This window comes from Roseobacter sp. MED193, assembly GCF_000152965.1.
Classification (GTDB): Bacteria; Pseudomonadota; Alphaproteobacteria; order Rhodobacterales; family Rhodobacteraceae; genus Pseudophaeobacter.
The window spans coordinates 618,221-643,941 of record NZ_CH902583.1 but is presented as its reverse complement, the minus strand read 5'-3'; the positions used below and the strand labels follow the sequence as shown (position 1 = coordinate 643,941).

The window sequence follows — 25,721 nt, the reverse complement described above, 5'->3', positions numbered from 1 at the left end:
TTCTCGACCAGAACAGGCGGTTTTTTGCGCCTTTTGGGCTTTGATGGCGCAAAAGCAAGCAAGCACCCGCCGGGGGGGCGGGTGCTTGCTTGGCTTTGTAACATTTGACAGTCTGGCCGCGGGTAACCTGGCCGGGGTTAGGTTTCGCCAAAGGGGTCTTTGGCCCGAAGAATCTCATCCGTGGCCGCGCCGCATTGAGGTGGCGCATGGCGATAGGTCACCGGGGTGCGGGAGAAATTCAGCGGGTTGCCCAGCAGTTTTACCGGGCCAACACCTGATTGCATTTCAATGGCCATGTCGCGGGCCTCCACTTGCTCGGTGGCAAAGACCCGATCCAGGGTTTGCACTGGCCCCGCAGGCACTTTGCGCGCCTCCATCCCGGCGATAACCTCTTCCATGGTAAAGCGTTTGAGTGCCGGGATCAGGATGTCATTCAATGCAGCACGGTATGCTAGACGCGCAGGGTTGGTCGCAAAACGTGGATCCTCTGCCAGACCTTCGAGACCCAGAAACTCCATAAAGCGGCGGAACTGGCTGTCATTGCCTACTGCCAGGATCACATGGGCATCCGAGGTTTGATAGAGCCCATAGGGCACGATGCTGGGGTGTTCGTTGCCGCGCCTTTGCGGCACTTCGCCGGTATTCAGATAGGCCACGCCTTCGTTGATCAACCAGGCCACCTGAGCATCGACCAGCGCCAGGTCGATCTGCTGGCCTTCTCCGGTCAGGGTTTTGTGGTGCAATGCGGCAAGAACACCGATGGTCGCATACATGCCGCACATCACATCCGCGATGCCTACGCCTGCCTTAACCGGCTGCCCCTCCGGCTCTCCGGTCAGCGACATCAGGCCGCCATAGCCCTGGGCCATGAGGTCATATCCGGGTTTAGAGCTGTTAGGGCCGGTCTGGCCATAGCCCGAAATAGAACAGTAGATCAGCTGCGGGAACTCGGCGCGCAGGCTGGCGTAGTCCAGCCCGTATTTTGCCAGCCCGCCGGGTTTGAAATTCTCCACCAGGATATCGGCCTCAGCGGCGAGGCGGCGGATCTGGGCCTGACCCTCGGCGCTGGTGATATCCAGTGCGATAGAGCGTTTGTTGCGGTTGGCGGCCATGAAATAGGCAGAGAGATCAGAACGTTCTCCATCTGCATCCGTGACATAAGGGGGGCCCCATTGGCGGGTATCATCGCCGCCGGTCTTTGGGTTTTCGACCTTGACCACGATGGCGCCAAGATCCCCCAGCAACTGGGTACAGGTAGGGCCGGCCAGAATGCGCGACAGGTCCAGCACCTTGATGTCTTTGAGTGCGCCATGGCCAAGATTGTCAGCCTCGCTCCAGCCGTTGGGCAATGCGTTAGATGCGTCCATCATATCCTCCGGGTTCGATCTCGGCAGAGATGACAGTGAAGCGGTCCGAGGCCAAGGCCTGTTGCAGGGCTTGATTTAATTCAGAGCGATTACGTACCGTTATGCCGGAGCCACCAAAGGCGCGGCCGATGGCAGCGAAGTCATGACGCCCCATGTCTACACCTGCATTGGCCATTTGGCGGCCGCGCTGTTTCAGCTCGATCAGTGCCAGGCTGGCGTCGGCAAAGACCACAAAGATCGGCGCAACACCCAGCTCCGCGGCGGTGGCCAGATCACCGGCGACCATCAAAAAGCCGGCGTCGCCGGAAAAACTGACCACAGGCCGATCGGGTTCCGCGAGTTTGCGTCCGATCGCCATGGGAACAGCGCAGCCCATCGTGCAAAGCCCTGAAGACTGGATGAGCTGACGGGGCGCGCTGCAGGACCACATCTGGCTGAGCAAGATGCGATGGGCGCCGCTATCTGCCGTGGCCAGGGTATTGGCGGGCAGGGTGGCACGGCATTCTGCAATGACCCCAGCGGGCCCCCAGTCTGCATCTGCGGGGAAGGCCATGCCTAGGTCCGCCTGGACCTGGGCTGGGCTGTGACAGGGCCAATTTTGGGGCTGGTCTGCTGATTGGGATACGGGCGTCAGGGCCGTGAGCGTGGGCTTCAACGAGGCAACCAGAGCTAGGCTCGCCTGGTGCATATAGTGGCTGTTGGGTTCCGGGGTGATGTCGATCATCCGTTGGCGCGCCGGATCCCAGACATTGCGCCAACCCGGGCGCATTTCAATGGGATCATAGCCAAGGGCCAGGATCAGATCTGATTTTTGCAGCAAGGGCAGCAGGTATTTGTCCGCCAGTGGTGACAATCCGGCTGCTCCGAGACAGAGCGGGTGAGTTTCCGGCAAAATCCCCTTTGCCTTATAGGTGGTGACAAAGGGGATCTGGTGCTGCTCAAGGAAGGTCTTGATTTCTGGCGCTGCGGCTTCTTGCAGGGCGTCAAGACCGATGAGGGCAAGGGGACGCCGGGCCTCTGCGAGCCAAGATAGCGCCTGCGCAAGTGTTTCACTCTCTGGTTGGGTCCGCGCTGCAGGCGCGCGGCGGGATCCGCGCTCTGTGGCAGCGGCATCTGCGGTGGAGATGGGTACGTCAATATGCACTGGGCCATTGCGCGGCTGGGTCGCGAGGGCGACGGCCTTGTCGGCGATCAGATCCGCCGCCTCTGCGTCGAGCCTGAATGTCGCCTTGGTGATGGGGGAAAACACTGCGCGGTGATCCAGAACCTGATGGGTATAGCTTTGTTCCTCTGCGGCATCGACGCAGCCGGTGAGCACCAACATCGGCACACGGTCTTGGTGGGCATTGGCCACCACATTGACGCCATTGAGGGCACCCGGCCCAAGCGTCGCCACCAAAATGACAGGGGCGCCGTCGCTGTGGTGCACGCCTTCGCCCATAAAGCCGGCGGCGTTTTCATGTTTGGCCAGATGAAAGGAAATGCCTGCCTTGACCAGCGCATCCACCAGGGTCAGGACCTCGCCACCGGGCATGCCAAAGGCATGGCGGCAACCGGCCTCATAGAGGCGACGAGCCAGGACGTCTGCGGCGCGAAGGGTCTGTGTCATGTTCTTATAATCTCGCTGTCTTCAAAATAGAGCCATTGTTTCGCGGGTCAGAATTCGCGGGTTGCACGGCAAGACGCAAGGCGTTTCACGGTTCTGTGACACGCTGTGAAGGGAATGACCAACCAGAGGAGGTGTGTCGGGCAGAAGGCAACGCGTCGCGACCTTGCTATTGCTGCCGTCCTAGGGCTGCGGCGGCGATTGCGGCAAAGCGGCGATCCAGCTCGGCTGAAATGCGCACCAACTGGCCGCCACCCTCATTCAGATAGGGAGAGAAGACAAAGCTCGGACGCTTGTAGGCCAGATGCGTGTGTGTCGCATCGACTTCGGTGACGTAAAAGCGGATTGGGGCCTCGATCATTGCAGCTGTGGACAGGGCCAGAACCTGTACCGCGTAGTCATTGTTGAACACGCCCAGCACACGATTGCCTGGTATGGTGATACCACGGGCTGCGGCGGCCTGTGTGGGGCCCGCCTGGGTCACCACCACCAGTCCCTCTGCCTTAACTGCGGTACGAAGATCCCGCAGCAGCTGATCATAGGGTTTTTGGCTTTCAAAGATCACCCAGCCTTCCCGCTTGCTGATTTCTTCTGCCCAGGCGGGCTGCGCCAGCGAGAGAGGGGCAAAGACAAACACCAGCATGAATGCCACTGATGGGATCTGCGCCAGGTGCTGAGACAGACACAGCGTGAACCGTCCCAAAGGTCGAGGAGAGCGGGAGACTGGGGGAGACGGAGCACGCATGGATAAGATCCCTCGAACAAGAGCCGAGTTAAGTTTAACAGAGATCTATGGGGCGCCCTGTCACGTTCCTGTGAGGGCAGGGCGGCCCTGTGCTCTCCGATTGCAGAGACAGATTGGGCCCGGAGTTTTTTGCACTCCGGGCCCAGGGTTTGGCCGATGATACCGAGATCCGGCTAGAGTGGCAGACCGTTAAACGGCAATGCGGCCGCCGCCCGTTTTGGTAACCACCACAACAGAGGGGCGTGGGGGCATCTTTGGATCAAAATCGGGCCACCGGGTGGCAGGGTCTTCAAAGGTGGAAGCGCGTTCAAAGCCTTTAAGCGCCTTAGTTCCATCTGTGCCGGGGTGCTGGACCGCAAGGAACAGGGTCTCGCTGTCCGCGGTGAAGTAGGGGCCACAGAGCTCACCGCCGACGGGGCAGCGGAAGAACAGTTTGGAGTGGCCGCGCAGCTCTCCTTCGGTTTCCAGCGCATAAAGCCCGTCAGATTTGCCGGTCTTGCCCCATTTGCTGCCCTGATCCGTGGAGATCCACAGACGTCCATCGGCATCAAAGGCGCAGTTATCGGGCGAGCCGAACCAACCGCTCTCGCTGGTTTCCGGGTTCCACTGGGCACCGACTTCGGCCAAGTCCGGGTCGCCACATTTCACCAGGATCGACCAGGTGCCTGTGGTGGCGGCATGATCGCCTGCCGCTTCTTTGATCTCGATGATATGACCAAAGTTGGATTTGGCACGGGGGTTTGCCGCGTTGACCTGCTCCTCCTTACGTTTGGAGTTGTTGGTCAGCATAATATAGGCGGTGCCATCGCCCCGCGGCTGGGCATCCTCTGGGCGGTCCATCGGCGTGGCGCCGAGCGCATCTGCGGCCAAGCGCGTGTCAATCAGCACATCCGCCTGACTGGCAAAACCATTCTCTGCGGTCAGCGGTCCTTCGCCGTGAACCAATGGCAGCCAGTGCACGGTGCCATCGGCATCAAAGCGGGCTACATAGAGAATACCGTCGCTCAGCAGGTTCCCATTGGCGTCATCGGTATGGGAAACTGTGCCGTTGGAGACATATTTGTACTGGTAGTCAAAGCGGTTATCGTCGCCCATATAGACAACCAACTTGCCGGTCGCGGAGATCGTGGTCTCGCAGCCCTCGTGGCGGAAGCGGCCCAGGGCAGTGTGTTTCACAGGCTTGGCATCCGGTTTGCGCGGGTCGACTTCGACCACCCAGCCAAAGCGGTTGGGCTCGTTCGGTTCTTTGTCGATGTTGAACCGGTCATAGTGCTGACCCCAGGCATACCAGCCACCGGGTACACCGTAGCGTTTCTTGCTGGCGGCATCCTCGTGGGCGGTAAGATCCGGTTTGCCCTCGCTGTCACGTGCGTCGGTCCAGAAATAACCGTGGAAGTTCTCTTCGGCCATCAGCCAGGTGCCCCAGGGGGTCATGCCGCCGGCACAGTTGTTGAGCGTGCCGATGACGGCTTTGCCTGATGGGTCAGCATTGGTCTGCATTCGGGCGTGCCCTGCGGCAGGGCCGTCGATGGTCATTTGAGTGTGCAGCGGGGTGATGCGGCGGTTAAAGACCCCATCACGCACAACCGCCCATTTGCCGCCTGCGTCGCGCGCGATCTCAACCACGGTGCCACCATGGGCGGCCATCTCGATATCAACCAGCTCTTTGGTCATGCCGACAAAGCCCTGTTTGTCCTGACGGCCAAGGCCGGGGAACATCACCTCTTCGTTGGTGTATTCGTGGTTCACACAGAGCAGGCCACGGGTGCCTTCGGCATTGAGGGGGGTAAAGCCCACATAGTCGTTGTTATAGCCAAACTGTTGCAGCTGGGCTTCGGCGGTCTGGTTCATCACGTCAAATTCGGGGGCCTCGGCGGTGATCGGGTCACCCCAACGCAGCAGTACATCGGCCTCATAGCCCTTGGCGATGTGATGGGTCTCATCATTGCCCCAGGCCAACTCGTCGAAGCGATAGCGGCTTTCAGGCGCTGTCGCTGCGGTGGCGCGGTTGGGGGCGATCAGCGCAGAGGTGCCAAACAGGGAGGCGGCAGCGGAGACACCCAGCATGCCGCGCAACATGTCGCGACGGCCATAGCGGGTATTGATGACGTCCCCAATGGTAGCCTCAAGGTTTGGATTGGTCGGGATATCGTCAAAGGCCTCATAGGCTTCGGCTTTGTTGCCGATTTCAGGGTCGTTGATGATGTGCTTGCGATCCATGGCTTGCTCTCTCTGTCAAAACACTATGCGCGGAAACTTCCGGCAGATACCGCAGGATGTGGAGGGCTAGTGTAACAGCTGGGTAATGATGGGCTATGATTTCATCAAAAGGTTACAAAGCACCAGAGCCTGCGCCCAATCGCGCCAGTGGGCTCTTGAGAGCCTATCCTAGGCGGCGCTGCGAAAGCCAACGATCAATTGGCGCAGTCCCAGGGCGGCACCGGCAAAGATCGCCAGAAAGGTTACAGGAGCGGAAAGCGACAACAGGGAGAAGGCGCTGAGCCCCTGTCCTACGGTGCAGCCCATAGCGATGACCGCACCGGCCCCCATAATGGCCGCACCAAAGATCTGGCGTCGCAACTCGCGCGGATCATCGCAGGCTTCCCAGCGAAAATGCCCCTTGATCAGCGAGCCCAAGAAGGCGCCCAGCCAAACCCCGCTGATGGAGCCTACAGCAAATGACAAAGGCCTCAGGCTGCCGGTCATGGTCCAGAGGATGGTTTCCCCCAGGGGGGCAGAAAAGGAATGGGAGACGACGGGCAGGGCCTCAAAGCCCCGGGCGTTGACATAGGCGGTGCCCGCCCAGCCAGAGACCACCGCAAGACCGACGACAACGGACCAAAACAGGCTCTTGTGGTCGCGGCGAAATTCCTGATCCCAGAGGCTGATGCCAATAAGGACAAACCCGGCACTGATGCCAATGCCTGCCAGCGGAAGATGGGTCAGCGCCGATAGGTGGTGTGCCAGACCAGGAGGCAGATCGCTTGTGACATCCTGCTGTTCAAACAGCAGGTTCCGCAGCGGTGCCAGGGGGCCGGATAGCACCACATAGGTGGAAATTCCCATGACCAGAACGATAACAAAGCTGCGCAGATCACCGCCACCAAGTCGCGCGATGGCCCCATATCCGCAGTTGCCGCTTAGCGCCATGCCGTAGCCAAACATCACCCCGCCCACGATCGAGGCCAAAGGCATCCAACGTACGGTAAGGTAAAAGGATTGAGAGGCGTCAAGCTCTCCTAGGCCGATGAGGGAAAAACTGCCAACCACCGCGGTGCCGATGGCCAATCCCCACATGCGCATGCGCTGGGAGGAACCACCATAGAGCAGGTCTTCGATCGCACCCAGGGTGCAGAACCGCCCCAGCCGCGCCGCCAAACCCAAGAGCACGCCGCCCAAAAGCCCAATAACGGTGACCAGATGGTGATCGCTGAACAGATCAAACATAGGCGAACTCTCCTCCCGCGCTGGGCGATTAAGCCCTGCGTCCACCGATGCGCTCCGAATGCGGTGCCGTTGGGATCACCCCCGACGGGTTAGGAGGCATGCTGTGCTTAATGAAGCGTCATTGAGGGGGGCATTGCAACGCGTTTTTGCACCCTAAGGCGCGCAATGGGTGGCACCTTCGGCTTATTTTCCTCTCAGCTGACGGTGTTAGCTGGCATCATCCGCGCAGAACAAGTCATAGACCACTTCGAGGATCCGGCGTGGCCGGTCGTCTGCAAGGCGATAATAGATGGCCTTGCCATCGCGACGTGGCACCACCAGCCCTTCCAGCCGCAATCGCGACAACTGCTGGGAAACCGCCGCCTGGCGCGCCGCAAGCAGGTCCTCTAGTTCCGTCACAGACTTTTCACCAGTGACCAGATGGCACAGGATCATCAACCGACCTTCGTGGCTGATCGCTTTTAGGAAATTCGAAGCCTTGGTGGCATTGTCCACCATGTTGTCCAGCTCTTCCGGGGCCATATCGGCCGAGAATTGCGGTAGTGCCATTGTCCTGTCTCCTGTGGTGGCGGCGCGCGCGGGCGCCGCACCTCCCAATTTGTCGTCTGCTGGCTAGCTATCCGGCTGATCCGTCCCGTCAGGGACAAATGCCAGATGCTGGCTCAAAAGCTGTGCAATCACGGGCCAGAAAAAATCCTCGCCCGGGTATCCTTCAAGACGGGCCATCTCATGGCCGTCTTTTACAATCAAGAAGGTCGGGGTGAAATTGACCCGACGTGTTACCTTGAGGTCATCCGGCAGGGCGCGAAGATCCACCCGGCGCAGGGGCGCAAAAGCGCCTTCGCGGGTTTTGCCGTAGATCGGCCCGATCTCTTCGTTCCAGCGCTTGCACCATTCACATCCGGCTTGCTCGACCATGACCAACTCATTGACATTGGTCGTGCCAGTCTCCGCCTCCGGCTCGCCGGCTTGGGCGGGGAGGGCGGCAGCAACAGCGAGCGCCATTGCCGCAAAACTGCGGCGCATTGCAAACAGAGGTGCTTTCGTATTCATGATCTCAACCGTTGACGGCATCCGCGATTTGCGGCTTGATACTACATAATTTGAATATGTGAATAAAACAAGTCTTGCGCTGATCTGGCCCAAGACCCGGAGGATCATAAGATCGTGATGTTGGAAATTTCATACCTCGGGGCCGCCTTTGCCGGATTATTGAGCTTCTTCACGCCCTGTATCCTGCCCATGGTGCCGTTCTACCTGTCCTATTTAGGGGGGCTGTCAATGGCCGAGCTGCGCAGCGATGGCGAAATCGCTCCTGGGGCGCAGCGGCGCATGGTCATGGCTGCTCTGTGTTTTGCTGCTGGGGTGACGTCGGTCTTTATGCTGATGGGGATGGGCGCGACGGCGCTGGGGCAGCTCTTTGGTCAGTATATGGAGATCCTGTCCTATGGGGCGGCTTTGATACTGGTAGTCTTTGGCCTGCATTTCCTCGGGGTTATTCGCATCGGGTTGCTTTATCGTGAGGCACGTGTGGAAAGCTCCGCCGATCCATCAAGCCTGGCGGGGGCCTATCTGATGGGGCTGGCTTTTGGCTTTGGCTGGACGCCCTGCGTGGGTCCGGCCCTGGCCTCGATCCTGATGGTGGCCTCTGGGCTGGGTGAGATCTGGCGCGGCGGTGCGCTCTTGTTTGTTTACGGTGCGGCGATGACGGCCCCCTTTGTGGTGGCTGCACTGTTTGCTAAGCCATTTCTGGCCTGGGTTGCACGACATCGTGCTGCGTTTCACTGGGTTGAAAAGATAATGGGTGCTATGCTGATCCTGTTCGCCATCCTGATTGTTACCGGTGGGGTGCGCTGGATCGCGGATCTGATGATCCGCTGGATGCCGGGTTTTGCCACCCTGGGATGATAGAGATTGTGGGACTTACTGCGTTACCGGAGGGGAAGACATGAAACACTTTATCTTGAAACTGGCGGCCGCGGCTCTGGCTCTGCCGATGCTGGCCGCAGACCTTGCCGCTGTTGAGCTGGGCGATGATGGGCTGCATAAAACGCCCTGGATGCGCGAGACTTTCAAGGATCTGCGCGAAGACCTGGAAGAGGCCAATAGTGAAGGCAAACGTCTGGTGCTGTTCTTTGAACAGCGGGGCTGTATCTATTGCACCAAGATGCATGAGGAAGTCTTTCCGCGCCCGGAGGTGAGCTCCTATATTGATGAGCACTACTTTGTGGTGCAGATGAACCTCTACGGGGACGTTGAGGTGACAGATTTTGACGGCGAGACGCTGCCGGAAAAGGATATGGCACGCAAATGGGGCGTTTTGTTTACGCCGACGATTCTGTTCCTCCCTGAAGAGGTGGCAGAGGGAGCGGCTGCGACACAGGCGGCCGTGGCGACAATGCCCGGCGCCTTTGGTCCCGGAACAACATTGGACATGTTTACCTGGGTGGCCGAGAAACGGTATCTTCTTGACAATGGGGAAGATTTTCAACGCTATCACGCACGCCGTATTGCTGAGCGCAATAATGGATCCGCAGATTGATCGTGGGTGAATGAATATATTAATTCACACTATTGAATTTGTTGTTGCGTTGAGGGGGCTGCGTGCCCTACGGTATACAAAGCTAAGCCCGCCAGAACGCGGGTGGCAGCCAACGGGAGGAACCATGAAGAGACTATCTCTGACACTGGCCGTGTGCCTGACCGGGAGTGCAACCCTAGCGGCAGAGGTCGCGCCAAAGGATGTGCAATTTGATGAGGATGGCGCGGTTGCGGCCTCCTTGACCGGAACCCCAGGTGATGCGGCAAGCGGTGCTATTATTGCAGGCACCAAATCGCTGGGCAACTGCGTGGCCTGTCATCAGTTAACAGCCCTTGCGGATGTACCGTTCCACGGTGAGATCGGCCCTTCGCTGGATGGCGCCGGTGATCGCTGGACCGAAGCAGAGCTGCGCGGGTTGATGACCAATGCCAAAATGACCTTTGAGGGCACGATGATGCCTGCATTCTACAAGGTTGAAGGCTTTATTCGTCCAGGTGCCGCCTATACTGGCAAGGCTCCAACCGAGGCGCTGACACCAATCCTGTCTGCTCAGGAAATTGAAGATGTGATCGCATTCATTGCGACCCTAAAAGAAGAGTAAAGCGCGGGCGAAACCCCCTGTCGCTCTGCGAAACGTCAAAGGAGACATATGATGGAGTTCTCACGCCGTGAGACCCTGGGCCTGGCCCTGGGTGCTGCTGTGATGACGGTCCTGCCGCTGCGCGCCAGCGCCAGCGTTGTTGATGATCGGATTGCCGAATTTACTGGTGGCGCTGAAATGGCCGACACCGGAATTGAACTGACTGCGCCGGAGATTGCTGAAAACGGCAATACCGTGCCAATCTCGGTCGATGCGCCTGGTGCCACTGCGATCATGGTTCTGGCCACCGGTAACCCAACCCCTGGTGTTGCAACCTTCAACTTTGGCCCGCTGGCTGGCAGCCAATCTGCCTCCACCCGGATCCGCCTGGCAGGCACCCAGGATGTGGTAGCGATCGCCAAGCTGGCCGACGGCAGCTTTGCCAAGGCAAGCGCTGCTGTGAAAGTGACCATCGGCGGTTGCGGCGGCTAAGGCATTCCGCCCCGCTGCGACCCGATTGTGGCCTGTGAAAAGGCCTGAATACGAAGGAGTTTAAGACATGGCATCCGGTGTAAAACCCCGCGTCAAAGTCCCCAAGAAGGCAACCCCTGGTGAGGCGATCACTATCAAGACCTTGATTAGCCACCAGATGGAAAGCGGTCAGCGCAAAGACAAAGAAGGCAATGTCATTCCGCGCTCGATCATCAACCGCTTTACCTGCGAATTCAATGGCCAGTTGGTGACCGATATCACCATCGAACCTGCGGTTTCGACCAACCCCTATTTCCAGTTCGAGGCCCTGGTGCCCGAAGCCGGTGACTTCAAATTCACCTGGTATGATGATGACGGGTCAGTCTACGACGCGACCAAGTCGATCGCTATGGCCTGATCCCTTCCGGATCTCAAAGGCACGGCATCCTGGCCGCTTTGGCGGCCCGGATGGATACCCAAGGGAGGACAAGGAATGAACTATAAGGCGCTTACCGCCATTGCTGTCGCACTCAGCTTGCCGCTTTCTGCCCATGCAGATGCGGATGACGACACGCTGGTACTCAACGAAGAAGAAACCCTGGTGACCAAAACCGCCGCTCCTGCGCATCTGTCGGATGTTATGGATGAGGTGATGTCAGGCTGGCACTTCCGCTCTGATGAGACCCAGGCCCTGCAGATGGACGATTTCGAAAACCCTGCAATGGTCTTTGTCGACAAGGCTTTTGATGCCTGGAACACCGTTGAGGGCACCGAGGAGAAATCCTGCGCCTCCTGTCATGATGACGTGGAGGAGAGCATGGCCGGTGTGCGCGCGGTCTATCCAAAGTGGAATGAGCAGGCTGGCGAAGTCCGGACGCTGGCGATGCAGGTCAATGACTGTCGCGAGAACCAGATGGGGGCCAAGGCCTGGAAATACACTGGGGGTGACATGACCGCGATGGAGGCGCTGATCTCGGTGCAGTCACGCGGCATGCCGGTCAATGTGGCCATTGACGGACCCGTGCAATCGGTCTGGGAACAGGGCAAGGAAATGTACTATGCCCGCACCGGTCAGCTGGAACTTTCTTGTGCCAATTGCCACGAGGACAGCTATGGCCTGATGATCCGTGCAGACCACCTGAGCCAGGGCCAGATCAATGGTTTCCCGACCTACCGTCTGAAGAACGCCAAGCTCAACAACGTGCATGCGCGTTTCAAAGGCTGTGTGCGCGACACCCGCGCCGAGACCTACAAGCCTGGCTCTGCCGATTTTGTCGCGCTTGAGCTCTATGTCGCCTCGCGTGGCAATGGCCTGGCGGTCGAAGGCCCGTCGGTCCGTAACTAAACACACCTACACCCCGCGTCTGATCCAGGCGCGGGGTTTATCGCTTAACACAAATTCATAGATGCGAATATGAATCATGTTTACTGCTCATGATCGCCTATGATGACAAACAGGATGATAGATAGACATGATCTCGCGCCGTGACTTTTTGCAGGTATCAATGGCCGCTTCCGCCCTGGTTGGTGCGTCTGGTTTTGGCAACTGGGGCCGGTTGGCAGCACAGCAAAGCCTGACGCAGGATCAGCTGCTGGAATTTGATACCTTTGGCAATATCAGCCTGATTCACGTGACTGATATTCACGCGCAGCTCAAACCGATCTATTTCCGCGAGCCCTCTGTCAACCTTGGCGTTGGTGGGAACAAGGGGCATGTGCCGCATATCACCGGTGCCGATTTCCGCAAGGCCTACGGCATTGCCGATGGCAGTGCCTCTGCCTATGCGCTGACCCACGATGATTTCTCCTCGCTGGCGCAGGGCTATGGCCGGGTCGGCGGTATGGATCGCGTCGCAACCGTGATCAATGCCATCCGTGCAGATCGCCCCGATGCGCTGCTCTTGGATGGTGGCGACACCTGGCATGGCTCCTATACCTGTCACCACACCGCTGGCCAGGATATGGTCAATGTGATGAACGCGCTGAAACCTGATGCGATGACCTTCCACTGGGAATTCACCCTGGGCTCTGACCGGGTGAATGAGATCGTCGAAGGCCTGCCTTTTGCGGCGCTTGGTCAGAACATCTTTGATTCCGAGTGGGATGAGCCTGCCGAACTGTTCAAGCCCTATAAGTTCTTTGACCGGGGCGGGGCCAAGGTGGCCGTGATTGGTCAGGCCTTCCCCTATATGCCCATCGCCAACCCAGGCTGGATGTTCCCGGAGTATTCCTTTGGGATCCGCGACGAGCACATGCAGGACATGGTTGATGAAGTCCGCGCCGCCGGGGCTGATCTGGTTGTTTTGCTGTCGCACAACGGTTTTGACGTGGACAAAAAGATGGCCAGTGTTGTCACCGGGATTGATGTGATCCTGTCAGGACACACCCATGATGCGCTGCCAGAGCCGGTTCTGGTGGGCAAAACCCATATCATTGCCTCTGGCTCCAACGGTAAATTTGTCAGCCGCATTGATCTGGATGTGCGCGACGGCCAGATGATGGGTATCCGTCACAAGCTGATCCCGATCTTCTCGGATATTATCGCGCCGGATCCGGTGATCACCAAGCTGATTGATGAGCAGCGCGCCCCCTATGCTGATCAGCTGGCAGAGGTGATCGGCAAGACCGAATCGCTGCTCTATCGCCGTGGCAATTTCAATGGCACCTGGGATGACCTGATCTGCGACGCGCTGCTGAGCGAGCGCGAGGCTGACATCGCCATGTCGCCTGGTGTGCGCTGGGGGCCATCGCTGGTACCGGGTGATGACATCACCCGCGAGGATATCTGGAATGTCACCTCCATGAGCTATGGCGCGGCCTATCGTTCTGAAATGACGGGTGAATTCATCAAGGTGATCCTTGAGGATGTGGCTGATAACATCTTCAACCCCGATCCCTATTACCAGCAGGGCGGCGATATGGTCCGCATTGGTGGCATGGGCTATCGCATCGATATTACCAAGCCACAGGGCGAACGCATCAGCGAAATGACCCTGTTGAAAACAGGCGAGAAAATCGACGCCAGCAAGTCCTATGTTGTTTCTGGCTGGGCCAGCGTCAACGAGGGTACCGAGGGTCCAATGATCTGGGATGTGGTCGAGGACCACATTCGCAAACAGGGGACGGTTTCCGTCACCCCCAATACATCGGTCAACGTGGTCGGCGCCTAAGCCCCGCCACAGGTGCCTAGCCAATGACCCTATTGGCTAGGCGTTTTCTGACCAAAATTTTTTGCGCTGATGAATTCATAATGATGAATTTGTCGATGTAAGGAGACAAGAGATGAGCGATAAAGCAGATGATTTTGCCCCCTCACGCCGCCGATTTCTGGCGGGTGCGGCGGCAACCGGAGTAGGGGCCGCCGCCGTTGGCGCAGGCCAGGCTGCACAGGCCGCCACGCCGGACCCCCTGATCACCGAGGTGCAGGACTGGGCCAGTGGATTGGGTGATGGCGTTGACGCCACGCCCTACGGCTTGCCGATCCAGTTTGAACAGGATGTGGTGCGCCGCAATGTGGAATGGCTGACAGCGGATACGATTTCCTCGATCAACTTTACGCCGATCCACGCGCTTGACGGCACCATCACCCCGCAGGGCTGCGCCTTTGAACGCCACCATTCGGGGGCCATCGAGCTGCGCAAAGAAGACTATCGTCTCATGATCAACGGCTTGGTCGATACGCCTCTGGTGTTCTCCTATGCCGATCTGGAGCGTTTCCCGCGCGAAAACAGAGTGTATTTCTGCGAATGCGCCGCGAATTCTGGTATGGAATGGGCCGGGGCGCAGCTGAATGGCGCCCAGTTCACCCATGGCATGATCCACAATATGGAATATTCAGGCGTCTCACTGCGCACCTTGCTGGAAGAGGCCGGTCTGGCGGCCGCGGGTGATTTCAAGGACAAATGGGTCTATGTCGAGGGCGCGGATGCCTCGTCTAACGGGCGTTCCATCCCGCTGGAAAAGGCGCTGGACGATGTGCTGGTGGCCTTTAAGGCCAATGGCGAGGCCCTGCGCAAAGAACACGGCTATCCGGTGCGCTTGGTTGTGCCCGGTTGGGAAGGCAATATGTGGGTCAAATGGCTGCGCCGCATCGAGGTCATGGATGGCCCGGTGGAAAGCCGCGAGGAGACCTCAAAATACACCGACACCATGGAAGATGGCTCAGCCCGCAAATGGACCTGGGAGATGGATGCAAAATCCGTTGTCACCAGCCCCAGCCCGCAGGCCCCAATCACCCATGGCAAAGGCCCGCTGGTGATCACCGGTCTGGCCTGGTCTGGCCGTGGCGCGATCACCGGCGTTGATGTGTCGATTGATGGCGGCAAGACCTGGACCCAGGCCCGTTTGGGGGCGCCGGGAACAGACAAGGCGCTGACGCGGTTCTACCTGGAGATCAACTGGGACGGTTCCGAAATGTTGCTGCAAAGCCGGGCGCGCGACAGCTCCGGCTATGTGCAGCCCACAAAAGCAGAGCTGCGCGAAGTGCGCGGACTGAATTCGATCTATCACAACAACGCCATCCAGACCTGGTGGGTCAAAGCCGATGGGGAGGCAGAAAATGTCGAAGTTTCCTAACGTTATCGCCGGAGCCGCTGTCTCGCTGGCGCTTGGCCTGCCTGCCTTTGCCGGCGAATATGGCCTGGGCCGTCCCGCCCTGCCAGAAGAGATCGCCGCCTGGGATATTGATGTCTCGCCTGATGGCACCGGCCTGCCTGCAGGCTCTGGCGATGTCTTCACCGGAGAAGAGGTCTTTGCCGAGAAATGCGCCGTCTGCCACGGCGACTTTGCCGAAGGCGTCGACAATTGGCCAAAACTGGCGGGTGGCCAGGGCACGCTCGACCGTGAAGATCCGCTGAAAACCGTGGGTTCCTACTGGCCCTATCTGTCCACCACCTGGGACTATGTGAACCGCTCGATGCCCTTTGGCGCGGCGCAGACGCTGGAAGCGGATGAGGTCTATGCCATCGTGGCCTATATCCTCTATTCCAACGATCTGGTGGATGATGAATTTGTGCTCTCGAACGAGACATTTACCGATGTAGAGCTGCCCAATGCCGAAGGGTTCTTTGTCGATGACCGACTGGAAAGCGAAGCGCATTTCTGGAAGGCTGAGCCCTGCATGTCCGATTGTAAGGACACAGTTGAAATCACCATGCGAGCGCGAGTTCTTGACGTAACCCCTGAGGAGACCGCCACCACAGATGTGGCGGTTGAGCAGGCTGCGGCGACCCCGGTTGCTGCAGAACCTATTGTCGAAGAGCCTGCTGAAGAGCCTGTCGTTGCGGAAGTCGCGCTGGATCCGGAACTGGTCGCCAAAGGCGCCAAGGTCTTTAAAAAGTGCAAAGCCTGCCACAAGGTGGGGGAGGGAGCTAAGAACGGCACAGGCCCGATCCTGAACGGCATCTTTGGTGCCACGGCCGGCGTGGTCGAGGGCTTCAGATACTCCAAGCCAATGTTGGCAGCGGGTGAGGACGGGTTGGTCTGGAATGACGAAACCCTGGCGGCCTTTTTGGCCAAGCCGCGGAAATTTATGAAAGGCACCAAGATGTCTTTTGCTGGTCTGCGCAAGGAGCGCGATATCGAAGCCGTCGTTGCCTATCTCAGAAGCTTTGACAACTAGGCCCTAGGGGGCTTTAGCGCTCTGACTGGCGCTACGTGATCTGTATGGGGGCAGGCCTGGGTCTGCCCCCGTTTTGTGTCTGGTGTCAGGGTCTGCGTGCCTCGATGCAGGTGCCAACGCCGCAAGGCCGGTTCTGTACCTGCTGGTGCCTGAGGATGGCAGCATCTGGCCTAGGCCTGTGGCTTTGCGGGCTTGTCATTTGGCGTGTTGTGTTCCGCGCTTTGTTCAACCCGCTTTAGGGCGTTTGGAACAAATTGCTCAAAAAAGCCTGCGACGAAGCTCCAGACCAACAGCTTACACAGCTCAGCATTTGGCACCATAATCCCCATGGGGCGGGTGCTATTGCCCTGCTGCACCGGCTGTGCATCCTGGATGGCCTTGGTCAGGGTTTCCACCAGTTCGGGGCTTGCCTGACTGTCTTTGGCAGAGGCGATCAGATCTTTCAGAGCGCTGTTTTGCGTGGCGTCCATTGCCGCGATGGTTTTGAAGGCATCCGCGATTTCTGCCTTTGTCACCCCGCCGGGGGAGAGCGGGGTAAATCCAAGAGCCTCCAGATTGGGCAGGAGCGTACCGTTAAGAAGCCCGGCGTTGAAGAAGAAATACAAGATTGCCGCACTGATACCGCCAATGCCGATGCGCAGATAGACATTGGCCAGTCCGGTCTGCAGCATTGTCTCTTCAATGGAGTTTCCCTGGATCAGCGACCGGTCACGATTGAACACGCTAAAGCTGGCACCAAGAAGCCCGGCAACAACCGCGAGAAAATAGCCCGAAAAGGACCAGTTCAGGGTTTCCGGTACCATTGCGTTGAGGATCCCAATCCCCAACAGGGTGCCAAAGAATAGGACGGCGAGCACTGAACCGGACAGAAAGACAAACAGAGAATAGCGGTCGATAATGCGACGATTGAAATAGCGTTGCGAATATTTCCAATGCACATCGTTGAGCACGCGCTCCAGCAGATGGCGCAGGGCTAGGGTGTTGGGGGGGGCATAGGGCATTGCCTGATTGGGAGGGCTCTTTTGGGCTTGGCCTCCGACGCCCACTGGGCCCTGAGCCTTTGCAGGGGGACTGTTGGGGGGCTCGGGACTGGCAGTTGCCTCTTTGGCGGGTTTTGTCCCTGCCGCAGGCGATTGCGGTGTCACCTCGTCTTGAGCCTTGGGCTGTTCAGAGTTTGCCCCCGGTGCAGGAGGGGAAGGGGGCGCTTGGGTATCTGTGGCGGCCCCGGCTTCCAAGGCTTTGAATTCTTTACTGAACAGGGCGGCGGCTGTCGGGTCAACCTTTTCCAAAGCGGAAATTTGTTTCTTAATCTCGATTTCCAGGGATTCCTTGGGCCGGATATGGGCCAACATTTTTTCCGCCTGATAGGCCGCTGCCCAGGTAAAGGGCTTGGCGTCCAAAACCTCCTGTGTTTTTTTGCGCAAGATTGCCATTGTCTGCGGCATTGCCGCATCATCTGCAGGCACGGAGAGCAAATTGGCCTGCAGGGTGTCTCGAAACTGGTAGAGCATCTGCAGATTTGAATTCTTGCGTGGCGAATTTCTGAAGTAGTCGATCATTTTCACCTCCGTTTTAATGCGCATTGATTAATGTCGCTCTGAAAAAAACAAGTGTCTCTGGATCGCGTCATGTTAGTGTAGCGAGGCTGCGGGTGCAATCATAGGCTGCTTTTTGTCCCGCTTTTGGACCTGGTTGCTCCGCGCAGAACAGGACTTTCCCTGCGGGAAAATGCAGCCTGAAAGGGGATCCAGATTTGCTGGCGTCCGAGGTCGTGAAAACTTGATTATAAATGTTGTGATCTTAACGTCTTTATCACCTGTTTTGGAGAGTTTGCTGGAAAGCGTCCTTTTCCAGACAGACCATGAGGTAATAAATGAGCGACTGGACTTCCGGCTATGTTTCTGAGGTAGATTACACACATGATTTCTTTCATGAGATGACACCGGCAGTCTTAGCCCTTGCTGCAACGTCTAAGGGGCAAAAACACGGTTTCGCTCAATCGGAGCTCAGCTATTGCGAACTGGGGTGTGGGCAGGGTTTCAACAGCAATCTACTTGCTGCGGCCAATCCGCATATTGAGTTCCACGCGATGGATTTTAACCCTGCACATATTGCGGGGGCACGCGAACTGGCGGCCGAGGGCAAGATCAGGAACGTGCATTTTTATGAACGCTCCTTTGCGGATTTTGATGCAGAACCCACCTTGCCAAAGCAGTTTGATGTTATTGCCCTGCACGGGGTGATGAGCTGGGTTTCCCAACAGAACAGGCAGCTGATTGTCGACTTTATTCGCCGTCGGTTGAAATCCGGTGGTATGGTCTATGTTAGCTATAACGCGTTGTCGGGCTGGGCCTCTGTGATGCCATTGCGGCGTATTCTTCTAGATCGCGCGACGCAGGGGACAGGCCCGCTTGAGGCGCGGATCGCCGAGGCGCTGCACTTTGCTGAGCAGCTGCAAGGCACAGGTGCCAAGTTTTTCCAAGCCAACCCATTGGCCTGTGCTCGTCTGGGCAAGTCCAAACAGATGTCTCCGAATTACCTGGCACATGAGATGTTCAACGCTGATTGGACGCCGTTTCACTTTGCGGATCTTGCCGAGGAGTTGTCCGAGGCTAAGTTGAACTTTCTGGGATCCACCAGTCTATTGGATCACATTGACGATCTCTGCATGACTCCGGAGCAAATTGCAGTGCTTGACGGAGAAGCCGACCCGGTGCGCCGTGAAAGCCTGCGTGATGTGCTGGTGAATGAGCAGTTCCGGTCGGACCTGTTTGTGAAGGGCGCGCGACGCCATACCGAACGCGGCGCTGTTGGGGCCTGGTTCGAAACCCCCCTTGCGCTGGCGCAGCGCTACAGCGGTGGCCCGCTCAAGCTGAACTGGAGATTGAAGGAAATAGAGCTGGATCCAGCTCAATACATCCCCATCTTGGAGGCCCTGGGCAGCGGGCCTATCACCGTGCGCGGTTTGTTGGATCAGGGGGCCTTTGGACAGATGACCTGGGCGGAGATTTCTCGCCTGTTGACGATTTTGGTGGGGGCGAAGGTTCTGTCGCCCTGCCTGCCCCTGGAGGGCACGCAGGCGCGCAAAGCCCAGTGTCAGGCCTTTAATCTGGCGGTTTGCAAACGCGCAGAAGAGAGCGAAACACTGCGCTTCCTGGCTTCGCCGATCACCGGTGGCGGGGTTGAAGTGGATCGGTTCGAACAATTGTTCCTTTTGGCCTATAGCGAGGGCAAGACTGAGCCATCGCAATGGGCTGACCTGGTTTGGCGCATTCTGTCCGCGCAGGGGCAGCGGCTGCAACATGAGGGGCAGGTGCTGGAACGCGCGGAAGAAAACCTGGCAGTTTTACAGGCGCGAGCAGCGGCCTTTGCGGCGCGGCGTTTGAACCTGTGCAAATCACTAGGCGTGATTCCTGCTGCTACACTGGCAAACTCCGGGGCAGCACCGATGGAGGCAGAGCCACAGCGTGAAGCCGCGGCCTAAGCGCGCCTCGCCCTTCTTAGGGGCGCGAGGTATGACCTATCGCCTGAAAGATATCAGGCCGCAGCGGCGGCGCTGCGGCCTTGGCCTTGTCCCGGGGCAACCCGATTTGGCGCTAGCTCCAGCCTTTGCGGAAGAAATGCGGCGAAGCGCCGAACTTCCGTTTGAACTGGCGCGAGAAATGCGTGGAACTGTTAAAGCCCGACGCTAGGGCAATTTCGGTGACGCTCATCGCGGTTTCATTCATAAGCGCAAAGGCATGGGCGAGGCGCATGTCAAAATAGACATGCATCGGGCTTTGGTCCAGATAGCGCGAGAACAGGCGTTCCAACTGGCGCCGCGAGATGTCGAGCTGCTCACAGAGCTCGCCAATGGAGAGCGGGTCTTCAATGGCGGATTGCATCAGTTGCAGCGCATTCAACAGGCGCTGGTTGCGGCTGCCGATGGCCACTGCATAGTTTGATTTCTGCGGTGTGGCCTGACCGCCAGAGCGTACGTGTAGACACATGTCGGCCACGATAATCGCCAATTGTTTGCCATGGCGGGCCTCAATCAGATTAAGCATCAGATCGGTGGCCGCATTGCCACCGCCACAGGTCATCAGGGCATCGCTGATTTCAAAGCTATTGGCAGATGGCGCCAGGTCAGGAAAGCTCTCTTGAAAACCTGGCTGGTTTTCCCAGTGTAGCGTAAAAGCCTGATCGCGGATCAACCCGGCCTGGGCCAGGGCAAAGGCGCCAGTGCAGATGCCGCCAATCGCGCGGCCAAACCGGCTTTCGCGACGCAGCCAGTTCAGGGTGGCATCCCCTGCGGTAGATTGGGGCTCGACCCCGGCACAGACAAAGCCCACGGCCTCGGCCGGCATTGGTTGCAGCGCCATATCAGGGGTGATCATCATCCCGTTGGAGCAGCGGATCGGTGCGCCGTCTTCTGTCATTATGAACCAACGATACAATTTGGTGTTTGTGACTTGGTTGGCAATGCGCAGAGGCTCGATGGCAGCCGCCACTGGCAACATCGTTGCCTTGGGCAGCAGCAGGAAATAAAAATCCTGCGGGGCGCCACAATAGGGTACTGCAAGGGTGGCTGACGCACCTTTTTGAACAAAATTATCGTCCGACATGGCTTTGTCCTGGTCCAAATGGCGGGGCAACCGCAGTGATGAGGCGGGTCTAGGGGGGGAACCGCTTCACAACGAGCAATTTGCGACACTTGTGAACAGCCCCAGCTTTCACCTTATGACACCGCATTTACTGCGCCTCAGCGTCAGAGAGCCCCGAAATTGCGACAGCGTTCAGTGGTTTTGCGACGCCAGCGCCACAGGTCGGCAAAAGCAGAGGCTTGATCGATGGTAGAGCCGTAAAAACAAAAGCCACCTCTTGCAGGCCTAAGAGGGCGATACTAAGACTCAGGTAATACTCGTCTGGTATGGTGCCGGACATAACACAACGCAGGCAGGTTCGCATGATTGATCCCAGAGAAACTTACATGAATACACTCGTGCCCATGGTGGTTGAGCAGACCAGCCGGGGGGAGCGGGCCTATGACATCTTTTCGCGCCTGCTGAAGGAGCGGATCATTTTCCTAAATGGTCCGGTGCACGATGGCATGTCGTCCCTGATCGTGGCGCAGCTTTTGCACCTTGAAGCTGAGAATCCATCCAAAGAAATCTCCATGTATATCAACTCTCCCGGTGGTGTCGTGACCTCGGGCCTGTCGATCTACGACACTATGCAATATATCAAACCCAAGGTTTCGACGCTGGTGATCGGCCAAGCGGCCTCCATGGGCTCCTTGCTGTTGACCGCAGGTGAGGCAGGCATGCGCTTCTCGCTGCCTAATTCTCGTGTCATGGTGCACCAGCCTTCCGGCGGGTTCCAGGGCCAGGCCACCGATATTATGATTCACGCTGAGGAGACGTTGAAGCTGAAGCGTCGCCTGAACGAGATCTACGTCAAGCACACCGGTCAGGAGCTGGACAAGGTCGAAGCCGCGCTGGAGCGTGACAATTTCATGGACCCAGAAGAGGCCAAGGCCTTTGGCCTGATTGATGAGATCGTTGAGAACCGTGCCAAGGGTGACGACGAGGAGAGCTGAGGCTCTGCTTAAAGATACAACATGTGCCCCGCATTTTTCGGGGCACATATTTTGACATTGTGGCCGCCGATGGGCTGTCATAAGCTGACTGATAGGCGCGGCGCCCGGAGAAACCGGCCCTGCGAGCGGACTGAAAGGTAGACCATGGCGACGAATTCGAGTGGCGACAGCAAGAACACGCTTTACTGCAGCTTTTGTGGCAAAAGCCAACATGAGGTGCGCAAACTGATTGCGGGCCCCACCGTGTTCATCTGCGACGAATGCGTTGAACTTTGCATGGATATCATCCGTGAAGAGACGAAAGCCTCTGGTTTGAAGGCCACAGACGGTGTGCCCAGCCCCAAAGATATCTGCGAAGTTCTGGATGACTATGTGATTGGTCAGGCCATGGCGAAGAAGGTTCTGTCGGTGGCGGTTCACAACCACTACAAACGTTTGAACCATGCGCAAAAGGCTGGCAATGACATCGAGCTGGCAAAGTCCAACATCCTACTGATCGGCCCCACGGGGTGCGGTAAAACGCTTCTGGCCCAGACCTTGGCGCGCATTCTGGATGTGCCCTTTACCATGGCGGATGCGACCACATTGACCGAAGCCGGTTATGTTGGCGAGGATGTGGAGAACATCATTCTCAAGCTGTTGCAGGCCTCGGAATATAATGTCGAGCGCGCCCAGCGTGGGATCGTCTATATTGACGAAGTCGACAAGATCACCCGCAAGTCAGAGAACCCGTCGATTACGCGTGACGTGTCGGGGGAAGGCGTACAGCAGGCGCTGTTGAAACTGATGGAAGGCACCGTGGCCTCTGTGCCGCCACAAGGTGGCCGGAAACATCCGCAGCAGGAGTTCCTGCAGGTGGATACCACCAATATCCTGTTCATCTGCGGCGGTGCCTTTGCGGGCCTTGACCGGATTATCGCACAGCGTGGTAAAGGGTCTGCTATGGGCTTTGGCGCAGATGTGCGTAACAATGATGACCGCGGCGTTGGGGAGATCTTCCAAGAGCTTGAGCCGGAAGATCTGTTGAAATTTGGTCTGATCCCTGAATTTGTGGGTCGTCTGCCCGTTCTGGCAACACTGGAAGATCTCGACGAAGATGCGCTGGTCACCATCCTGACCAAACCCAAGAACGCATTGGTAAAACAGTATCAGCGCCTGTTTGAGCTGGAAGAGACTGAGCTGGACTTTACCGATGAAGCGCTGAGTGCCATCGCCAAACGCGCCATTGAGCGCAAAACTGGCGCCCGCGGCCTGCGGTCCATTCTTGAGGATCTACTGCTGGAAACCATGTTTGAGCTTCCAGGGATGGAGAGCGTGACCAAAGTGGTGGTCAATGAGGAGGCTGTGACGTCGGATGCGCAACCTTTGATGATCCATACAGATGCTGAAAAAGAGCCTGCCTCTGCGAGCTGAACGCGCAAAATTTTGGCCTAGTTGTGGAGCTAGGGAAGTGGCCGGTGTTACTCGACACCGGCCATTTTGTGTTTCATAACAAGGAGAACGGGGGCTTTCCCCCCTCGGGCCCCAAGGGTCCTCACCCCCAGGATATTTTGGGGCCAAATGAAAGGAAGCATCGGTGGCTAGGATCACGCGGATTTCGTCTGGTGGCGAATTTGAAAAGAAGGTTGGCTATTGCCGTGCGGTTATTGCGGGGGGCTTTATCCATGTGGCCGGCACCGTTGGTCAGGGGGATGATGTGGTGAGCCAGTGCCAATCGGCCCTGGAGATCATCGGCAAGGCGCTTGCAGAGGCTGGCGCGGGTTTTGCGGATGTGGTGCGGGTGAACTACTATCTGCCGGATGCGGCGGAGTTTGAGCCGTGCTGGGCGATGCTGGCTGAGGCCTTTGGTGAGAACCCGCCTGCTGCCACCATGATCGAATCCGGGCTGATCGATCCCAAATACCGCATCGAGATTGAGGTGACGGCACTGGCGCCTAAAACCACCTGATTTAGTCAACTAAATCGTTGCTCTGTCAAGGTTTTGTCCCTACAAGAGTGGCAGGCTGATATGGCCTGCCGCGCGCAGTCGGTTCTGACAGGGTGAACATATCAATTTTATCAAGCACTTCGTCTTTCCGCACAGGGAGTCTTGAGGCAACGCGCGCGCTGACAGCTGGATCTCCCGTTGCAAAAGGACAGGCGCAATGCGCAATTTCACTGATGCCAAGGCTATGGCAAAATCTCTGCGGAATTCTTTGGCAGAGCAAGGTCTGGAACTTTCACATGCACAATCTCTGGAGCTTGTGGCACGGCAGTTTGATCTGCCGAACTGGAATGTTCTGGCCTCTCAGATCAAGACAAAATCAGAAGACTCGCCGCTGCCCTCCGCGATCCGGATCAGCTCGGCAATCCCAGTCATACGCAGTTTCGACAGTGACAGGGCGCAGGCCTTTTACATCGGGTATCTGGGCTTTAGGGTCGACTGGGAGCATAGACACGCGGATCATCTTCCGCTCTATCAGCAGATCTCACGTTCAGGTTGCCTGCTGCATGTGAGCGAACATCATGGAGATGCTACTCCGGGCGGGCGCTGCTTTATTCCGATGCAGCAACTGGAGGCCTTCCATGCTGAGCTACAGGCCAAGGACTATCCCAATCTCAATCCGGGTATTGAAACCGTTCCCTGGGGGCTACAGATCACCCTGACTGATCCCTTCGGCAATCGGTTGACCTTTTGTGAGCAGCTGGCTGAGGCTACTGAAACTTAAGGCTCTCGAGATAGACTTGCCAAAACCCGCCAAGGCCGCTGGATGCTGGTGCAAGCCACTGGACCTTGGCGGGAATTTGCGTCATACGGTTATGGAAATCTTCGGAGGCATTCATGGGAATCCTGAACACTCTTTTGCGCGCTGTGACCTGGTGGAACGGTCAGACGCTGAATACCCAGATCTTTACCGCCCGTAAGGGGATCAAGGTGGGAGAGGATGACCAGGGCAATGTGTTCTATCACAATGCCGATGACAGCCGTCGTTGGGTGATCTTCAACGGCGAAGTTGAAGCCTCACGCATTGACGTTAACTGGCATGGCTGGTTGCATCGCACCTTTGATGAGCTGCCCAGCAAAAAGCCACTGGCGCATAAGGCCTGGGAAAAGCCACATCAGGAAAACCTGACCGGCACCCTGAACGCCTATGCCCCTGCGGGCTCGATCCGTAGTGGGTCCAGCCCAGAGGCACGCAGCGACTATGAGGCCTGGGCGCCGGAATAGGCCTCTTTGCAGGGACTGATTACGATATCATTGGACCCAAGGGCGTTGCTGCCCTTTGGTCCTTTCCTCTTTTTGACCCATAGATCTAGGCAGAAACGCTATGTCGCACAACACCACTGAAGTTCTGACAGGTGGGCTTGTTCTCGCCGCGGCCATCGGTTTTGCCGTCTATGCGGGGCAGGTCGCCGGGCTGTCCACCGGCAACAGCGGTTATGAGCTCACCGCCTCATTCCGTTCGCTGGAAGGGGTTGGCGTGGGCACGGATGTGCGTCTCGCTGGGGTGAAGATTGGTACTGTCACCGGGGTGGAGCTGAACGCGCAGACCTTCCGGGCGGATACCCGTTTCTCGGTTCTTGAGGGCATCGAGGTGCCAGATGACAGTGCGGTGATTATCTCATCCGAGGGTTTGCTAGGGGGCAATTTTGTTGAGGTGATGCCGGGTGGCTCGCCCTTTAACTTTGAGCCTGGCGATGAGGTGCTGGACACGCAGGGCGCGGTGAGCTTGATATCGCTTTTGGTTAAGTTTGTTTCCGGCAGCGGAGACGACTCGTGATCTC

The 25,721-nt window shown here is 57.8% G+C and carries 25 protein-coding genes; 16 read left to right on the top strand and 9 right to left on the bottom strand.

The window, feature by feature from the left end; all coding sequences use genetic code 11:
• Positions 1–137: 137 nt before the first annotated feature.
• From MED193_RS05570 to MED193_RS05540, 7 genes are all read right to left on the bottom strand, one after another.
• The gene (locus MED193_RS05570) at positions 138–1,367 is read right to left on the bottom strand and encodes a CaiB/BaiF CoA-transferase family protein (protein WP_009808682.1); all 1,230 of its coding nucleotides are present in this window, start codon (positions 1,365–1,367) and stop codon (positions 138–140) included.
• Positions 1,354–2,976: a thiamine pyrophosphate-binding protein gene (locus MED193_RS05565; RefSeq protein ID WP_009808681.1), complete on the bottom strand. Its 1,623-nt coding sequence runs from the start codon at positions 2,974–2,976 to the stop codon at positions 1,354–1,356. The genes MED193_RS05570 and MED193_RS05565 overlap by 14 nt, the downstream gene beginning before the upstream one ends.
• A 166-nt stretch (positions 2,977–3,142) precedes the next feature.
• Entirely contained in the window at positions 3,143–3,616 is a 474-nt protein-coding gene (locus tag MED193_RS05560) for a DUF302 domain-containing protein (RefSeq protein WP_009808680.1), read from the bottom strand.
• A 291-nt stretch (positions 3,617–3,907) separates the two neighbouring features.
• Entirely contained in the window at positions 3,908–5,938 is a 2,031-nt protein-coding gene (locus MED193_RS05555; protein ID WP_009808679.1) for a PhoX family phosphatase, read from the bottom strand.
• 168 nt (positions 5,939–6,106) lie between these two features.
• Positions 6,107–7,165: a YeeE/YedE family protein gene (locus MED193_RS05550; protein WP_009808678.1), complete on the bottom strand. Its 1,059-nt coding sequence runs from the start codon at positions 7,163–7,165 to the stop codon at positions 6,107–6,109.
• A gap of 207 nt (positions 7,166–7,372) precedes the next feature.
• Entirely contained in the window at positions 7,373–7,714 is a 342-nt protein-coding gene (locus MED193_RS05545) for a helix-turn-helix transcriptional regulator (RefSeq protein WP_009808677.1), read from the bottom strand.
• A 63-nt stretch (positions 7,715–7,777) separates the two neighbouring features.
• On the bottom strand, positions 7,778–8,218 hold the full coding sequence (locus MED193_RS05540) for a hypothetical protein (protein ID WP_039965938.1): 441 nt from the start codon (positions 8,216–8,218) through the stop codon (positions 7,778–7,780).
• A 117-nt stretch (positions 8,219–8,335) separates the two neighbouring features.
• Here MED193_RS05540 and MED193_RS05535 point away from each other — a divergent pair, with 117 nt between their 5' ends.
• The 9 genes from MED193_RS05535 (at position 8,336) to MED193_RS05495 (ending at position 16,378) form a co-directional block, all read left to right on the top strand.
• A complete protein-coding gene (locus MED193_RS05535; RefSeq protein WP_009808675.1) occupies positions 8,336–9,073 on the top strand; it encodes a cytochrome c biogenesis CcdA family protein in 738 nt (245 codons plus the stop codon).
• A gap of 40 nt (positions 9,074–9,113) precedes the next feature.
• On the top strand, positions 9,114–9,707 hold the full coding sequence (locus MED193_RS05530; RefSeq protein WP_009808674.1) for a thioredoxin family protein: 594 nt from the start codon (positions 9,114–9,116) through the stop codon (positions 9,705–9,707).
• Between the two features lie 124 nt (positions 9,708–9,831).
• A complete protein-coding gene (gene soxX, locus MED193_RS05525) occupies positions 9,832–10,308 on the top strand; it encodes a sulfur oxidation c-type cytochrome SoxX (RefSeq protein ID WP_009808673.1) in 477 nt (158 codons plus the stop codon).
• Positions 10,309–10,359: 51 nt separating this feature from the next.
• Complete coding sequence (gene soxY, locus MED193_RS05520) at positions 10,360–10,779, top strand: thiosulfate oxidation carrier protein SoxY (RefSeq protein WP_039965935.1); 420 nt, start codon at positions 10,360–10,362, stop codon at positions 10,777–10,779.
• Positions 10,780–10,846: 67 nt separating this feature from the next.
• Positions 10,847–11,176 (top strand): thiosulfate oxidation carrier complex protein SoxZ, encoded by a 330-nt coding sequence (gene soxZ / locus MED193_RS05515; protein ID WP_009808671.1) that lies wholly within the window; start codon positions 10,847–10,849, stop codon positions 11,174–11,176.
• 75 nt (positions 11,177–11,251) lie between these two features.
• Positions 11,252–12,103, top strand: a complete 852-nt coding sequence (gene soxA / locus MED193_RS05510; protein WP_009808670.1) for a sulfur oxidation c-type cytochrome SoxA — start codon at positions 11,252–11,254, stop codon at positions 12,101–12,103.
• Between the two features lie 127 nt (positions 12,104–12,230).
• On the top strand, positions 12,231–13,928 hold the full coding sequence (soxB, locus tag MED193_RS05505; protein WP_009808669.1) for a thiosulfohydrolase SoxB: 1,698 nt from the start codon (positions 12,231–12,233) through the stop codon (positions 13,926–13,928).
• Positions 13,929–14,040: 112 nt separating this feature from the next.
• Positions 14,041–15,333 (top strand): sulfite dehydrogenase, encoded by a 1,293-nt coding sequence (gene soxC, locus MED193_RS05500; RefSeq protein ID WP_009808668.1) that lies wholly within the window; start codon positions 14,041–14,043, stop codon positions 15,331–15,333.
• Positions 15,317–16,378 (top strand): c-type cytochrome, encoded by a 1,062-nt coding sequence (locus MED193_RS05495; RefSeq protein ID WP_009808667.1) that lies wholly within the window; start codon positions 15,317–15,319, stop codon positions 16,376–16,378. The genes soxC and MED193_RS05495 overlap by 17 nt, the downstream gene beginning before the upstream one ends.
• 170 nt (positions 16,379–16,548) lie before the next feature.
• Here MED193_RS05495 and MED193_RS05490 read toward each other — a convergent pair whose 3' ends face one another.
• Entirely contained in the window at positions 16,549–17,937 is a 1,389-nt protein-coding gene (locus tag MED193_RS05490) for a hypothetical protein (RefSeq protein WP_157041287.1), read from the bottom strand.
• Between the two features lie 314 nt (positions 17,938–18,251).
• On the opposite strand from MED193_RS05490, the gene MED193_RS05485 reads away from it, so the two are divergent.
• Positions 18,252–19,862 (top strand): class I SAM-dependent methyltransferase, encoded by a 1,611-nt coding sequence (locus MED193_RS05485; RefSeq protein WP_009808665.1) that lies wholly within the window; start codon positions 18,252–18,254, stop codon positions 19,860–19,862.
• A gap of 112 nt (positions 19,863–19,974) precedes the next feature.
• On the opposite strand, the gene MED193_RS05480 is transcribed toward MED193_RS05485, so the two are convergent.
• Positions 19,975–20,982, bottom strand: a complete 1,008-nt coding sequence (locus MED193_RS05480; protein ID WP_009808664.1) for a GlxA family transcriptional regulator — start codon at positions 20,980–20,982, stop codon at positions 19,975–19,977.
• Between the two features lie 341 nt (positions 20,983–21,323).
• On the opposite strand from MED193_RS05480, the gene MED193_RS05470 reads away from it, so the two are divergent.
• The 6 genes from MED193_RS05470 (at position 21,324) to mlaD (ending at position 25,717) form a co-directional block, all read left to right on the top strand.
• Positions 21,324–21,956 carry an ATP-dependent Clp protease proteolytic subunit gene (locus MED193_RS05470; RefSeq protein WP_039965932.1) on the top strand — a complete coding sequence of 211 codons (633 nt, stop codon included), beginning with the start codon at positions 21,324–21,326 and terminating at the stop codon, positions 21,954–21,956.
• Positions 21,957–22,100: 144 nt separating this feature from the next.
• A complete protein-coding gene (clpX, locus tag MED193_RS05465) occupies positions 22,101–23,369 on the top strand; it encodes an ATP-dependent Clp protease ATP-binding subunit ClpX (RefSeq protein WP_009808661.1) in 1,269 nt (422 codons plus the stop codon).
• 163 nt (positions 23,370–23,532) lie between these two features.
• Positions 23,533–23,904, top strand: coding sequence for a RidA family protein (locus MED193_RS05460; RefSeq protein WP_009808660.1), 372 nt, complete (start codon positions 23,533–23,535; stop codon positions 23,902–23,904).
• Positions 23,905–24,100: 196 nt separating this feature from the next.
• Positions 24,101–24,664 carry a glyoxalase superfamily protein gene (locus MED193_RS05455; RefSeq protein ID WP_009808659.1) on the top strand — a complete coding sequence of 188 codons (564 nt, stop codon included), beginning with the start codon at positions 24,101–24,103 and terminating at the stop codon, positions 24,662–24,664.
• Positions 24,665–24,777: 113 nt separating this feature from the next.
• A complete protein-coding gene (locus MED193_RS05450) occupies positions 24,778–25,164 on the top strand; it encodes an NADH:ubiquinone oxidoreductase subunit NDUFA12 (protein WP_009808658.1) in 387 nt (128 codons plus the stop codon).
• A gap of 100 nt (positions 25,165–25,264) precedes the next feature.
• A complete protein-coding gene (mlaD, locus tag MED193_RS05445; RefSeq protein WP_009808657.1) occupies positions 25,265–25,717 on the top strand; it encodes an outer membrane lipid asymmetry maintenance protein MlaD in 453 nt (150 codons plus the stop codon).
• Positions 25,718–25,721: the final 4 nt, after the last annotated feature.

Coding starts and splice junctions, on each gene's coding strand:
- soxA (WP_009808670.1), top strand. CDS start 11,252: ATGAACTATAAGGCGCTTACCGCCATTGCTGTCGCACTCAGCTTGCCG.
- soxC (WP_009808668.1), top strand. CDS start 14,041: ATGAGCGATAAAGCAGATGATTTTGCCCCCTCACGCCGCCGATTTCTG.
- soxY (WP_039965935.1), top strand. CDS start 10,360: ATGGAGTTCTCACGCCGTGAGACCCTGGGCCTGGCCCTGGGTGCTGCT.
- MED193_RS05560 (WP_009808680.1), bottom strand. CDS start 3,616: ATGCTGGTGTTTGTCTTTGCCCCTCTCTCGCTGGCGCAGCCCGCCTGG.
- MED193_RS05495 (WP_009808667.1), top strand. CDS start 15,317: ATGTCGAAGTTTCCTAACGTTATCGCCGGAGCCGCTGTCTCGCTGGCG.
- mlaD (WP_009808657.1), top strand. CDS start 25,265: ATGTCGCACAACACCACTGAAGTTCTGACAGGTGGGCTTGTTCTCGCC.
- soxB (WP_009808669.1), top strand. CDS start 12,231: ATGATCTCGCGCCGTGACTTTTTGCAGGTATCAATGGCCGCTTCCGCC.
- soxX (WP_009808673.1), top strand. CDS start 9,832: ATGAAGAGACTATCTCTGACACTGGCCGTGTGCCTGACCGGGAGTGCA.
- soxZ (WP_009808671.1), top strand. CDS start 10,847: ATGGCATCCGGTGTAAAACCCCGCGTCAAAGTCCCCAAGAAGGCAACC.
- MED193_RS05540 (WP_039965938.1), bottom strand. CDS start 8,218: ATGAATACGAAAGCACCTCTGTTTGCAATGCGCCGCAGTTTTGCGGCA.
- MED193_RS05555 (WP_009808679.1), bottom strand. CDS start 5,938: ATGGATCGCAAGCACATCATCAACGACCCTGAAATCGGCAACAAAGCC.
- MED193_RS05490 (WP_157041287.1), bottom strand. CDS start 17,937: ATGATCGACTACTTCAGAAATTCGCCACGCAAGAATTCAAATCTGCAG.
- MED193_RS05545 (WP_009808677.1), bottom strand. CDS start 7,714: ATGGCACTACCGCAATTCTCGGCCGATATGGCCCCGGAAGAGCTGGAC.
- MED193_RS05550 (WP_009808678.1), bottom strand. CDS start 7,165: ATGTTTGATCTGTTCAGCGATCACCATCTGGTCACCGTTATTGGGCTT.
- MED193_RS05565 (WP_009808681.1), bottom strand. CDS start 2,976: ATGACACAGACCCTTCGCGCCGCAGACGTCCTGGCTCGTCGCCTCTAT.
- MED193_RS05450 (WP_009808658.1), top strand. CDS start 24,778: ATGGGAATCCTGAACACTCTTTTGCGCGCTGTGACCTGGTGGAACGGT.
- clpX (WP_009808661.1), top strand. CDS start 22,101: ATGGCGACGAATTCGAGTGGCGACAGCAAGAACACGCTTTACTGCAGC.
- MED193_RS05455 (WP_009808659.1), top strand. CDS start 24,101: ATGCGCAATTTCACTGATGCCAAGGCTATGGCAAAATCTCTGCGGAAT.
- MED193_RS05535 (WP_009808675.1), top strand. CDS start 8,336: ATGTTGGAAATTTCATACCTCGGGGCCGCCTTTGCCGGATTATTGAGC.
- MED193_RS05485 (WP_009808665.1), top strand. CDS start 18,252: ATGAGCGACTGGACTTCCGGCTATGTTTCTGAGGTAGATTACACACAT.
- MED193_RS05480 (WP_009808664.1), bottom strand. CDS start 20,982: ATGTCGGACGATAATTTTGTTCAAAAAGGTGCGTCAGCCACCCTTGCA.
- MED193_RS05570 (WP_009808682.1), bottom strand. CDS start 1,367: ATGGACGCATCTAACGCATTGCCCAACGGCTGGAGCGAGGCTGACAAT.
- MED193_RS05530 (WP_009808674.1), top strand. CDS start 9,114: ATGAAACACTTTATCTTGAAACTGGCGGCCGCGGCTCTGGCTCTGCCG.
- MED193_RS05470 (WP_039965932.1), top strand. CDS start 21,324: ATGATTGATCCCAGAGAAACTTACATGAATACACTCGTGCCCATGGTG.